At 67.3% G+C, this 12,839-nt stretch carries 12 protein-coding genes; 6 read left to right on the top strand and 6 right to left on the bottom strand.

Going from position 1 to position 12,839, the window contains the following annotated elements:
* The first annotated feature begins 51 nt into the window (after positions 1-51).
* The 4 genes from nagB (at position 52) to ACEN9K_RS19445 (ending at position 4,424) form a co-directional block, all read left to right on the top strand.
* Complete coding sequence (gene nagB, locus ACEN9K_RS19430) at positions 52-831, top strand: glucosamine-6-phosphate deaminase (protein WP_495634889.1); 780 nt, start codon at positions 52-54, stop codon at positions 829-831.
* Entirely contained in the window at positions 816-1,619 is an 804-nt protein-coding gene (locus ACEN9K_RS19435; protein WP_495634890.1) for a copper homeostasis protein CutC, read from the top strand. Before nagB ends, ACEN9K_RS19435 begins: the two co-directional genes overlap by 16 nt.
* Before the next feature lie 3 nt (positions 1,620-1,622).
* Positions 1,623-2,822 (top strand): N-acetylglucosamine-6-phosphate deacetylase, encoded by a 1,200-nt coding sequence (locus ACEN9K_RS19440; RefSeq protein ID WP_495634891.1) that lies wholly within the window; start codon positions 1,623-1,625, stop codon positions 2,820-2,822.
* Between the two features lie 81 nt (positions 2,823-2,903).
* Entirely contained in the window at positions 2,904-4,424 is a 1,521-nt protein-coding gene (locus tag ACEN9K_RS19445; RefSeq protein ID WP_495634892.1) for an HNH endonuclease signature motif containing protein, read from the top strand.
* Positions 4,425-4,510: 86 nt separating this feature from the next.
* On the opposite strand, the gene ACEN9K_RS19450 is transcribed toward ACEN9K_RS19445, so the two are convergent.
* The 6 genes from ACEN9K_RS19450 to ACEN9K_RS19475 form a co-directional block, all read right to left on the bottom strand.
* On the bottom strand, positions 4,511-5,344 hold the full coding sequence (locus ACEN9K_RS19450; protein WP_018771738.1) for an MBL fold metallo-hydrolase: 834 nt from the start codon (positions 5,342-5,344) through the stop codon (positions 4,511-4,513).
* Between the two features lie 3 nt (positions 5,345-5,347).
* Positions 5,348-5,920, bottom strand: coding sequence for a GyrI-like domain-containing protein (locus ACEN9K_RS19455; RefSeq protein ID WP_495634893.1), 573 nt, complete (start codon positions 5,918-5,920; stop codon positions 5,348-5,350).
* A gap of 151 nt (positions 5,921-6,071) precedes the next feature.
* Positions 6,072-6,950, bottom strand: a complete 879-nt coding sequence (locus ACEN9K_RS19460; RefSeq protein WP_134165102.1) for a Rieske (2Fe-2S) protein — start codon at positions 6,948-6,950, stop codon at positions 6,072-6,074.
* A 92-nt stretch (positions 6,951-7,042) separates the two neighbouring features.
* A complete protein-coding gene (locus ACEN9K_RS19465) occupies positions 7,043-7,342 on the bottom strand; it encodes a putative quinol monooxygenase (RefSeq protein ID WP_026266145.1) in 300 nt (99 codons plus the stop codon).
* A gap of 40 nt (positions 7,343-7,382) precedes the next feature.
* Positions 7,383-8,834: a cation:dicarboxylate symporter family transporter gene (locus tag ACEN9K_RS19470; protein ID WP_495635729.1), complete on the bottom strand. Its 1,452-nt coding sequence runs from the start codon at positions 8,832-8,834 to the stop codon at positions 7,383-7,385.
* A 195-nt stretch (positions 8,835-9,029) separates the two neighbouring features.
* Positions 9,030-10,049, bottom strand: coding sequence for an Lrp/AsnC family transcriptional regulator (locus ACEN9K_RS19475; RefSeq protein WP_144600185.1), 1,020 nt, complete (start codon positions 10,047-10,049; stop codon positions 9,030-9,032).
* A 137-nt stretch (positions 10,050-10,186) separates the two neighbouring features.
* Here ACEN9K_RS19475 and ACEN9K_RS19480 point away from each other — a divergent pair, with 137 nt between their 5' ends.
* Positions 10,187-11,455, top strand: coding sequence for a M20 metallopeptidase family protein (locus ACEN9K_RS19480; protein ID WP_495634894.1), 1,269 nt, complete (start codon positions 10,187-10,189; stop codon positions 11,453-11,455).
* Between the two features lie 45 nt (positions 11,456-11,500).
* On the top strand, positions 11,501-12,790 hold the full coding sequence (locus tag ACEN9K_RS19485; RefSeq protein WP_026266147.1) for an MFS transporter: 1,290 nt from the start codon (positions 11,501-11,503) through the stop codon (positions 12,788-12,790).
* Positions 12,791-12,839 lie beyond the last annotated feature (49 nt).

Below are 12,839 nucleotides of genomic sequence, written 5' to 3' on the forward strand. Positions count from 1 at the left end.
CCCGTTTTCATCCCCATCTCCCGCAACTGCAACCGGAAGCACCCAGAGCGCATGGAAATCATCATCCTTCCCACCCCTGACGACGTGGCCCGCACGGCCGCTGATGCCATCGAGGACCAGGTCCGCCGCGGCCCGTCCGTCCTGGGACTGGCCACCGGGTCCACCCCGCTGGGCACCTACCAGGAACTTATCGGACGGCACCGCAGCGGCGGCCTGAGCTTCGCGCAGGCCCAGGCGTTCCTGCTGGACGAGTACGTGGGACTGCCTGCCGGGCATCCGCAGTCATACCACTCGGTCATCCGGGAGGAATTCACGACCAGCGTGGACTTCGGCGACGGCGCGGTCCGCGGACTGGACGGCATGGCCCGGGATCCGCAGGCGGAGGCCGCCGCTTACGAGGCCCGGATCGCCGCCGCGGGCGGCGTGGATATCCAGATTCTGGGCATCGGGACGGATGGCCATGTGGGCTTCAATGAACCCATGTCCTCGCTGGCCTCCCGTACGCGGATCAAGACGCTCACCCGGCAGACGCGCCTGGACAACGCCCGCTTCTTTGATGCACCGGAGGAGGTGCCGGACCATGTGCTGACCCAGGGCCTGGGAACCATCCGTGAGGCCCGGCACCTGCTGCTGCTGGCCATGGGGGAGGCCAAGGCAGAGGCTGTGGCTGCCGCCGTCGAAGGTCCCGTAGCGGCCATCTGCCCGGCGTCGGCCCTCCAGCTGCACCCGCACGTCTCGGTACTGGTGGACGAGGCCGCAGCCTCCCGGCTCGCCCACCGCGAGTATTACCAGGACACCTTCGGCCGGAAGCCGGCATGGCAGGGACTCTGAGCGGCAGGCTGGTGTCCGTGGAATGCACCGCGCCGCAGTTTGAGCTGGCCGTGGAGAATGCCGACGGCGTCCGGCTGGCCGGCGCCGTCGGCGCGGCCCGGGTTGAACTGTGCGCCGCCCTGGCGGAGACAGAGGGCGTCACGCCAAGCATCGGCACCATCGGGCAGGCGTGCGGCCTGGGCCTTCCCGTCCATGTCCTGGTGCGTCCGCGGCCGGGCAACTTCACCTATTCGCCCGGCGAGCTCGATGTCATTGAGCGCGATGCCGCTGCGGCTTTGGGTGCCGGAGCCGCGGGCGTGGTGGTTGGTGTCCTGGCATCCGACGGCGGCCCGGATGTCCAGGCAATCCGGCACATTGTGGCAGCAGTGCGGGCCGTGAGGCCGGATGCCGAAGTCACGTTCCACCGCGCGTTCGACGCAGCCCTGGCCGCCGGCCTGGACCCTGCCGGGGCACTTTCCCGGCTGGAGTACGCAGGGGTGGACCGGCTCCTCACCAGTGGTGGGGCCCCCGACTGCGCCGCGGGGCTGGAGATGCTGCGCAGGATTGTGCGGCAGGGACGCCGGAGTGCTCCCTCGGTCCAGATCATGGCCGGTGGGGGTGTCACCCTGGCGCTGGTACCGTCGCTCCTTGAAGCGGGAGTCCATGCCGTGCACACCTCGGCGCGGCCCCGGGAAGGGGGCGGGGCGGGCGGGGACCGCGCCGGCGCCGCGGACCACGGACTGGCCGCCCGCATGGCTGCCGCCGTGGCGGCCGTGCCGCTGCCCCAACCCACGAACGAAGGACGGTAAACGATGGGCAAGGAACTGTTTCTTCGCGGCCGCATCGTCACCGCCTCGCTGGATATTGCGGACGGGGTGGTGGCGGCCGACGGCGGCCTGGTCACTTTCGCGGGCCCGGCGCAGGACTTCCCCGGGGTACTTCCGCCGGACGCACCCGGCGGACGCTTCCTGGTGCCCGGACTGGTGGACGTGCACTGCCATGGCGCCTACGGTTCGGATTTCTCGGAGGGCGATCCCGACGGCGCCGAGCGGGCGGCACGCTACCTGCACAGCCGCGGGACCACCACGCTGCTGGCCAGCCTGGTTACCGGAGAGCCCGGGGACCTGGTCCGGAACCTGGAGATACTGCGGGAGCTGGCAGGCCTGGGGCTGATTGCCGGATCGCACCTGGAAGGTCCATTCCTCTCAGGCCAGCAGTGTGGCGCGCACGATCCCGTCCTGCTCCTGGAGCCGGATCCTGAGGTGGTGGCCCGCATGCTGGCCGCGGCAGGGCCAACCCTGGCCTCCATGACCTTGGCGGCCGAGCTGCCCGGCGCCTCCGAACTCGCCGCCCAGCTTGCGGCCCGCGGCATCATCCCATCCCTGGGCCACACCGCCGCGGACCATGCGACGGCGGCAGCCTTCCTGGCGCGCGCGGCCGCGGCTTTGGACTCGGCCGGCAATTCCACCGGCAGGAACCGCCCAACGGTAACCCACCTGTTCAATGCCATGCCTCCGCTTCACCACCGCTCCCCCGGGCCAGTATCGGCGAGCCTCAGCGCAGCCAAGGCCGGGCAGGCTGTGGTGGAGCTGATTGCCGATGGCGTGCATCTGGCACCGGAAACCGTGAAGTTGGTGTTTGACCTTGTGGGGCCGCACAACATCACGCTGGTGACCGATTCGATGGCCGCCACCGGGCTGGAGGACGGACAGTACAGGCTGGGGTCCCTCTCCGTCACAGTTGCCGGCGGCGTAGCCCGGGTTGACGCCACTGGCGCCATTGCCGGCGGCACCAGCACGTTGCTGGACGTCATCCGCTCCTGCGTTGCTGCCGGAGTTCCGTTGCGGGATGCCGTCACCTCCGCGTCGGCAGTCCCGGCATCGTTGCTGGGTCTCTCGGCGCATGCGGGCGACCTGCGCGCCGGAATGCAGGCCGACGTCGTCGTTCTTGACCAGGACCTGAACCTGAAGGCAGTGCTGCGAAGCGGCGAATGGGTCACCGCACCCGGCTGAGCTGCATTGCGGCGATGGGCGTCTGCTGCCGTGGCCTACCCACGACCTATTATTGTCAGTGCCTCGTAGGACGATGTTTTTATGGAAATCAGTACTGACCTGGCGGCGGTGATGGAGGCCGTTCGTGCCTCCGTTGCTGCGTTGGATGTACTGGTTCTGGAAGACGCTTCCCTCGACTCAGCTGGTTTGGGGGCCGTCGCAGGTGCCGCTGTTGATGTGTTGCAGCGGCGGTATGAGTTGTGTCTGGAGCGGTTGGCGGCTGTGTGGCGGTTGGAGGCTCAGCTCGCGGCGGTGAAGGCGCGCGATGTGGCGGAGTGCGTCGAAATCCAGCAGGCACTCCTTGCCCCCGACGCCCCGCTGAATGAGCAAGTGTTTGCGGAGATGTCCGCGGTGGAGGAGATCGCCGGAGTCCTGACAGTGAGTTCTGGGGCGGCGGGTGCTTTGGTGGAGCAGTCCCGGCGGATGTTTTCATTGCCGCGGGTGATGGGTGCATTGTCGTCTGGATCGGTGTCGTGGCAGCATGCCAGGCTTGTCGCCGACGAAACCGAAGGCCTCACCCCCGACGGGGCTGCTGCCTTGGTGGCGCACTTCTTCGACCCCGACGCCCCCAACCCCGCCCGCGGCGCCGCGCCCGGCGAACTCGTCCCCGCCCGGTTCCGCGCCAAGGTCCGCGCCTGGCGGGAACGCCACCACCCCGAAACCCTCGAAAAACGCCACGCCAAAGGCGTCGCGGACCGGCGGATGGAATACACCCCCGACCGCGACGGCATGGCCTGGCTCTCGCTCTACCTCCCCGGCGACACCGCCTGCGCCATTTGGAACCGCACCACCGCCACCGCCCGCGGCCTCCAAGGCCCTAACGAAACCCGCACCCTCACCCAACTCCGCCCCGACATCGCAGCAGCACTCCTCCTCGGCGCAGGAAACACCACGGCCACGGCCGAGGCTGCTGTGGGTGAGGCTGCACGGGCTACAGGTGATACGGCGGCCGCAGGCAGCGTTTCCGGCACAGGGAGCACTGGTGATGTTGGCAAGGTCCCCACCCCGCGGGCCGATGTCCTGGTCACCGTCCCGGTCTTCGCCCGGCTCGGACTCACCGATGAGCCGGCCGTGCTGGACGGCCTTGGCCCCATCCCGGCGTCGATGGCGCGGAGGCTTGTCGCGGACGGGGCGGAGTCGTTCTACCGCGTCCTGGTCGACCCCCGCGACGGGGCACCCCTGGAGATCGGACGCACCCGCTACCGGCTCCCCGAAACCATCAAACAATGGATCCGCATGCGGGACGGAAATTGCACCTTCCCCGGCTGCAGCAACCACACCCCCGACAACCACACCGACCATGGCACAGCCTGGGAACACGGCGGCAGAACAGCCGTCCGGAACCTGGCGCAGCTTTGCCCCAAACATCACCGTTTGAAGCACGCCCGCGCCTGGACCCCCGACCCCGCCACCAACAACGGACCACCCGGCTGGACCTCACCCACCGGCCGCCACTACAACCCCGAACACCAAGACCCCCAACCAACCCACTGGCCGCCAGGCACCCTCCCGGGGCAACGAAGCCTCCTAGAGGAAGCGCTCCTGGAGCGCCTCGCCGTCTAAGACTGGCCACGTAGGTTGAGACTGACCGTCAGGCTGCGGCGGAGCAGCGGTTACGCATGCCTGGTTTACTGCCGACGCCCATGTGGCTATGCAGCCTCGGGCGCTCCCCCAAGGCGGCGACGAAGTGGAATCCGCAAGGCACGCTCCCTGGCGGCCAGGGCCCGGAGCCGGGGCACCACCCCCATGGCCAGGGGCGGTCCGTGCCCGGGTGCCAGCAACCGTGGGCCCAGCTCCGCCAGGCGCCTGGCTGATTCCATGGCCAGCTTCCAGTTCCACGTGGTGTACCAGGGAGGCCCGGACAGATCCTGTCTTCCCGGCAGGAGCCCGCGAATCGAGTTCAAGTTGACCGTCACAACAGCATCACCAGTGATCAGGACACCGTCGCGGGATCGCCAGTAGGCCACGTGTCCGGCGGTGTGGCCGGGCGTTGGGACGGCGACCCACTCGGGTAGACCTGGCATTTTTCCGTCCCGGGGCAGGCTCTGCACCACGTCGGTGATGTCGCCTGCGGCTTCAACCCGCCGGCGTGCACGGGCCGGCAGGGACCACAGGAACGGGGCGATGAGCCACCGGTCCAACGGCATGGAGAACTCAGGGATGTACCGCCCGGCAGCCATGGGCAATTCAGCCTGGTGGACGAACACCGGGATGTCCCACCGCCGTGCCAGGGCCCCGGCAGCGCCCGAGTGGTCGGGATGGATGTGCGTCAGGAAGATGGCTGCGGGCGCAGTCCCGGATCCGAGCATGTCTTCCACAGCCTTGCGGACCGGCTCCGCACTGGCCGCCCATCCGCAGTCAACCATCACCCACGCGGAACCTGACCTCACAAGGTAGAGATTTGAGGCCATGGGCCCTGAACCGGTGGTCATGAGGACCACTCCGGAGGCAATCTCCCGTGGTTCTGAAATCCGCACCATCATGAATCACACCACTGGGTGGCGAAGCAAAGTGCGCAGCTTTTCCGGTGCGCTGCGTCGCGGATCGCCGAGGTAGATCTCATGGTGCCGCCCCCGGACCTTAAATCCGGCGGCCGTGATGGCCGCGTCCAGAAGGGCGATGGTCTGGCCTTCATCCGCGTAGGGACCGATATGGAGCGCCTGCGCGCAGCGGCCCTCTTCCCAACGCTCGAAGCGGACCAACTCCAAACCGGGAAGCCCTTTGGGACGGGATTCTTCCACGGCCCGCTCAAGAAGGGCTTCATCGATCGGTTCAGGCTGCACCATCATGGCCTGCCAGCGCCATGACTCCCGGGCAAAGCCCCCGAGTCCCGTGAAGCCTGCGCTCACGGCTTCCGGCGGCTCCGTGTGATCCGGGTCCTCGAACCACCACAAGGCTTCGAGGGGCATCACTTTTGTCACCTCACCGGACTGCTTCTTAAGACCAAAGTGTGCCGCGTAGCTGACGGTAAACAGCGCCTGCACCGCCCCGGCGAATGCTGGCCCATCAGGGTCCCCTTGACCCTGGACGACAGCGAAGAGCAGCGGAGGAACGTCCACGAAGTCGACAGTTCCTTTGCGGGTTTTGTAGAGAGACGCAATGTCCTGCCGGAGGTCACTCACCGTACACGCAGCCAACCCATGGAGCCAGTTTTCCCCGGCGTGACAGCAGCCAGTAGGGCCGAATGTCCTTACTACCCGTCCGCCCGCACTACCCGTCGGCCCCGGGCAGGCACACCTCTACGGTGTCCCCGGTGACGCGCGTTTCGAAGACCGGCTGCCTGGACGTGGCGGGACCGGCCTTCACTTCGCCCGTGCGCAGTGCGAACGTGCTCCGGTGCCAGGGGCAGACCACGCATGCGTCCCCGCCGACGTCCTTGATCTTGCCTTCGTGAAGCGGTCCGGAAAGGTGGCTGCAGACATCGGACAGCACATTGATGGTGGTGCCCTCGCGGTGGACCAGCAGCGGAATACCGGCCACGACGCGCTTATGGAGGCCGCCCTCCGGCAGTTCGGCCAGCGGGGACAGCGGATGCCAGCCGGAGGGAAAGCGGTGCGGAATCTCCTCGCTGTGGTTGACCCCTGCGGCTTGGCGGTAGGTCAGGTGCCCGCCAAGGAACCCGCCGGCGCCCACAGTGGCGAGCCCCAGGTACGCAAGCACCTTGCCGCCGCCCTGGCCGCCCCTGGCCCGCTGGACGAGTGATGCAATGTAGAGGCCTGTTGCCGTGACGTTGGCCGCCGCGTGCACCAGGCCCACCCGCTGCTGCTGCGGGTGCAGCTGCGACCAGTCCATGAGCCCGGCCAGCGCGGACGGAAGCACGCTTGCGGTGCCCACACCGATCAACAACCTGGCAGCTTTTTCGCCACCGGGAACGGCATCAAGCACGCCCGCCGAGACCCAGGCGCCAATCGGCACCTGGACAGCGAGGGGGTGGACCGGGTGGCCGATGGGGACGCCGTGCAGGATGTCCCGGGCCCACTGGGGCTTGATGACTTTCTTGACGGCTTTCCGGACAGTCCTGGCCAACGGGTCAAGCCATTCGGCATCTTCGAAACGGGTGACAAGCTCAAGTGCGGGCAACGGTTTCATGTGTCCTCCCTTACCCCAATCGCCGCAATCCACTCATCACAGAACACCCTGTCCAGGAGACCTGTTTATTGGGCAGGCTGCCTCCGGCGCCGTCAGCGCAGGGGTGACCCCACAACGGCAAACCGGTGGCCTCCCATCTCCCCTGAGAGCAGCGGCATCGCCTCGGCGATTGCGGCGCGCGTGCTGGCCAGTTCCAGCGACGCCTGGTGCGCTTCCGCGGATTCCCAGAGTTCGGAAACAAAGACGGTGTCCGGCAGGTCATCGTTGATGCCCACCTCATAGAGAAGGCAGCCGGCTTCCTTCATCCCGGGCTTGGGCCGGAGCAGGATGGCCACGAGGGCGTCGCGCTGGCCTGGCTTGGTTCCAAGAAGTCCCACATTGGCAAACGTCATGGGGACATTGTGCAGCATGGGGCTGAAGGAGGTGGTGAACCTACGGGACCACCGCCGGCGCGGCGGGCTCCGCAGGGACGCCGCCTGACACGGCGCTTTGGTGGGCAGGCCCGACGGCGGAGCGCGGCGCTTCCTCTTGCGGCACCTTGGTGGGGGCTGGCTGCCCGGCCGCTTCCGCCGTCGTACCTTCACCGGCAAATGCACGCAACATGGCGGCGCGGTCGAACTGCCCTTCCCACTTGGCCACGACAAAGGTGGCCACGCAGTTTCCCAGCAGGTTCACCACGACGCGCATGGAGTCCATCAGCCGGTCGGCGCCCAGCAGCAGCGCGACGCCGGCCACCGGGAAGATGCCCAGCGCCCCCGCGGTGGCGGAAAGGGCCAGGAAGGCGGAACCGGGAACGCCCGCCATGCCCTTGGATGTCAGCATCAGGACTCCCAGGGCCGCCAACTGCTGGCCCAGGTCCAGGTTGTAGCCAAATGCCTGCGCCAGGAAGAGCAGCGAGATGGAGAGGTACAGGGCGGCCCCGTCAAGGTTGAAGGAGTAGCCGGTGGGAACCACCAGCCCGGTGGTGGCACGCGAGCAGCCGGCGTTGGTCAGCTTGGTCATGATCCGGGGCAGTACGGACTCCGTGGACGCCGTCCCCAGCGCCAGGAGGAACTCCTCGCGCGTATATTTCATGAACTGCCACAGCGGCACCCGCGGGTAGGCCCACGCCACCACGAACAGCAGCCCGATGAATGCCACCGCGGCGCCGTAACAGGCCGCAATCAGCACAGCGTACGTCCCCAGGGAATCGAGGCCGTACTGGCCGATGATGAAGGCCATGGCACCGAAGGCACCCACCGGCGCTGCCCGCATCACCCAGGCCATGATCTTGAAGAACAGTTCCAGCACCGTTTCCATCAGGGTGATCACCGGCAGGCAGCGTTCACGTCCGACGACGACGATCGCCGCCCCGAAGAACACGGAGAAGCACAGGACCTGCAGGAGGTTGTTGCCGGCAAAGGCGCCAATGACGCTGGTGGGGATGATGCCCAGCAGGAAGGCTCCGGCATCCTTGGGCGGGGCGGTGGCGGTTTTGGCATTGAGGGCATCCTGGGACAGGGTTGCGGGGTCGATGTTGAGCCCGGCTCCCGGCTGCACCAGGTTCCCCACCACCAGCCCTAAGACCAGCGCGAACAGGGTGGCACCCGTGAAGTAGGCCAGGGCCTTGATACCCACCCGGCCCACCGCCTTCACGTCGCTGACCGCGGCGATGCCGGTGACGATGACCAGGAAAATCAGCGGCGCGATGATCATCTTGATCAGCTGGATGAAGCCGTCGCCCAGCGGACGGAGCCCTGCGCCGAGATCCGGCCAGAAGTGGCCCACCAGGATACCCGCCACCACCGCCGCGAGGATTTGGACGAAGAGGGACCTGTACAGCTGTTTCGTGCGTGGCGCGGATGCCGGAACTTGCGGCTGCGGTGCGGGCGCGGTGGTCTTCATGCGGGGTGCCTGTTCGTTAGGGAGGACGTCATCCAGGAGGACGCCTGCTTCGGACGGCGGCGCCATCGGACGCCGCAGGATCACCCCAACGGTAGGAAACGGATGTTTCCGGAAAGATAAATCCGTAATGCGGAACTATTAAAGATGAAGCGTGCTATCCAGGGGACGTGTGCGCTGTTGCGGCGCAATGCCCGCTCACTCCGCGGCACCCAGGCTTCCGGCATGCACGACGGCGCCACTCGCCGTCGTGTCTTCCTTCAGCATCCAGCCCACCCGCTTGACGGTGCGCAGCATCACCGCACTTTCCACGATCTCGATGCCCGGCACCTTCTGCTGCAGCGCCAGTTCGGCGGACATGACATCCGCCAGCGTGTGGAGCCACATGATGATGACAAAGTTGGTGGGCCCGGTGGTGGAGGCACTCAACCGGACATTGCTAATGGTGCGGATCCCGGCGGCAGCCGCCTCATGCTGGCCCGCTGGTACGTTGACAAACCACTGGCAGGTCACCGGAAACGACGAATACCGCTGGGCGATCTCGCAGCGAAACGACAGGATGCCGCTTGCCAGCACGCGGTTCAACTGACGCTGCACGGTTGCCGGGTGCCGTCCGAGGGAGCGGGCCATCCCAGCCGCCGTCGCGCGGCCGTCCCTGGCAAGGAACGGCAGCAGGTCGAGGTGGCTCTGCGGAAGGTGGCCGGGCCGAGCGGAATCCGGAGCAGCCGGGGAGCCAAGCGTCCGCAGCGTGGCCAACTGTGAACGGCTCAGGACATTCAACCGCCAGTCGTCGCCACTGCTGTGCAGCCGGGTGCACAGGGCCACCTGGTATTTTGTGAGCCCCTCAACCGCTTTGAGGCGGGTAATGATCTTGTCGCTGAACTCCTCCAGTGAACGTGTGATGACGGTCAGCATCAGGTCGCGGTTGCTGGCCGCCTCCTCCACCGTCACGATCTCGGGAACAGCAGCCAGTTCCGCCGTGACACTGTCCCGGCGGTTCATTTCGCAGTCCACCGCCACGTAGGCCAGGAGCATCTGCTTCGGGTCACCCGCCAGGTGCGCCGTCACCCACGCCGCCCCGCTTTCCGTAAGGCGCTCCCAGCGGGCCGCCAGCGTGGTGGCATGCTCGTCCAGTACCTTGGCAGCGTCCGTCCACCCCAGGCGCGGCGCGGCCTGCAGGACCTGGATCAGGGCAAGGTCATCCTCACTGAGCTCCATCGGACCACCTTTCTTTGATGCGCGAATTCTGCCCGCAAACGGCATTCCACGAATAATTCCAGCGCTTTCGTCTGATGTGAACCACGCCACTTCAGAATAGTCCACAAGCCCTGATGCCTATTTCCAAGGAGTGACACGTGCCCATAACCGACGACGCCAAGGACCTGCAGGTAGACCTCATCCGGCTCCGCCACGACCTGCACCGGCAGCCGGAAATTGGCCTGCACCTCCCCCGCACCCAGGAGCGGGTCCTTCAGGCGCTGGACGGACTTCCCTACGAGATCACGCTGGGCAAGGACACGACGTCGGTCACCGCGGTCCTGCGCGGCGGGCACCCGGGCGGGGAGCAGGGGAACGGCGGCAGCAGTGCCGGGGACAGCCATGCCGGGGACAGCGCGGTCCGCCCCGCCGTCCTGCTTCGCGCCGACATGGACGGGTTGCCTGTCCAGGAGAAGACCGGCGTGGACTTCACCTCCCAGGCTGACGGTGCCATGCACGCGTGTGGCCACGACCTGCACACCTCCATGCTCGCCGGTGCCGCCACCCTTTTGGCCGAGAAGAGGCACCAACTCCGTGGCGACGTCGTCCTCATGTTCCAGCCGGGTGAGGAAGGGTTCGACGGCGCCAGCTACATGCTCCGGGAAGGTGTCCTGGACGCCGCGGGCACGCGCGTCCAGGCGGCCTACGGCATGCACGTGTTCTCCTCACTGGAACCGCATGGCACTTTCTGCACCAAGCCCGGCGTCATGCTCAGCGCCTCCGACGGGCTGGAAGTCACGGTGCTGGGCGCCGGCGGCCACGGCTCGGCCCCGCACTCGGCGAAGGATCCGGTGACCGTGGCGGCAGAGATGGTGACTGCCCTGCAGGTCATGGTCACCCGGCAGTTCAACATGTTCGATCCCGTGGTCCTGTCCGTGGGCGTGCTCCATGCCGGCACCAAACGGAACGTCATCCCCGAATCGGCCCGCATCGAGGCCACCATCCGGACGTTCTCCGAAGCATCGCGCCTGAAGATGATGGACGCCGTGCCGCGCCTGCTCAAGGGAATCGCCGCCGCGCACGGGGTGGAGGTCGCCGTCGACTACCTGCAGGAGTATCCCCTCACCATCACCAGCGAGGACGAAACCCACACCGCCGAAAAGGTGATCACCGAACTCTTCGGCGAGCGCCGCCTCTCGCGCTGGGCCACCCCCCTCAGCGGCTCGGAGGACTTCTCCCGGGTCCTCGAAGAGGTACCGGGCACCTTTGTGGGGCTCAGCGCCGTGGCCCCGGGCGGCGATCCGGCAACCTCGCCGTTCAACCATTCACCCTACGCAACGTTCCACGACGGCGTGCTGGCTGACGGGGCCGCCCTCTATGCGGAACTCGCCATCTCCCGGCTGGCCGCCCTTTCGCAGGCCTCCTAGCCCGGCAGCACCGCCACCATGCCCCAACCCACCAGGAAGAAGACCATGTCCGTTGCAGCAACCAAGCCACAGACTGGACGCATGTCCACCGCCAAGACCGTCGTCGGCACCGGCATCGGCAACGCCGTTGAGTGGTACGACTGGGCCATCTACGCCACGTTTACCCCGTTCATTGCCAGCCAGCTGTTCAGCAAAGCGGACCCGGCATCGGCCGTCCTGTCCACGCTGGCGATCTTCGCCGTGGGCTTCGTGGCCCGGCCCTTCGGCGGCTTCCTCTTCGGCTGGATCGGCGACCGGGTGGGCCGCAAGACGTCGATGACGCTCGCCGTCGGCCTCGCGTCGCTGGGCAGCCTGATGATCGGCGTCGCCCCCACCTTTGCCAGCGTCGGGGCGTTCGCTTCCCTGATGCTGCTGGTGGCCCGGCTGGTGCAGGGCCTGGCGCACGGCGGTGAGCTGCCGTCGTCGCAAACGTATCTGTCCGAGATGGCTCCCAAGGAGCACCGCGGCTTCTGGGCCACCCTGATCTACACGTCGGGGACGGTGGGCATCCTCTTCGGCACGCTGCTGGGAGCCGTGCTGAACATGGCCCTGAGCACCGAGGCGATGAACGCGTGGGGCTGGCGAGTGCCGTTCCTCATCGGTGCCGCCATGGGCCTGTACGCGCTGATCATGCGGTCGCGGCTGCACGAAACCGAGGCCTTCCAGGGCGAAGCCGTCACCGAAAAGCGCGCGCGGATCTGGCCGCAGATTGTCCGCTACCGCAAGCAGGCGCTGCAGGTCATCGGCCTGACCGTGGGCCTCACGGTGATTTACTACATCTGGGGCGTCGTGGCACCGAGCTACGCCACCACCGCCCTGAAGATCGACCGCGGCGAGGCATTGTGGGCCGGCGTCATCGCGAATATCGTCTTCATCGCCGCGCTGCCGGTATGGGGCAAGCTGTCCGACCGCATCGGCCGCAAGAAAGTCCTCTGGGCCGGCGCCATCGGCTCGGCAGTGCTGCACTTCCCCATGACCTGGCTCCTGAAGGATTCGGCCTGGCAGCTGGCGGTCTCCATGTCCGTGATGCTGGTGTTCATCGCCGCGAGCGCAGCCATCGTCCCCGCCGTGTACGCCGAGCTGTTCCCAACGTCCATCCGCACCGTAGGCGTGGGCGTCCCCTACTCCATCTGCGTGGCCCTGTTCGGTGGCACCGCCCCTTACCTGCAGCAGTGGCTGGGTTCCTCGCTTGGCGCGCCGCAGGTGTTCAATGCGTACGCAGTGCTGCTGCTGGTGGTCAGCGCCGCATTTGTGTTCACCATCCCTGAGACCAAGGGCAAGGACCTGACGCACTGACCGTCCCGCTGCCAAGAGGTCCCCGGCGAGCATTCCGGCGCCGGGGACC

This window comes from Pseudarthrobacter sp. Pseusp20 (assembly GCF_059492155.1).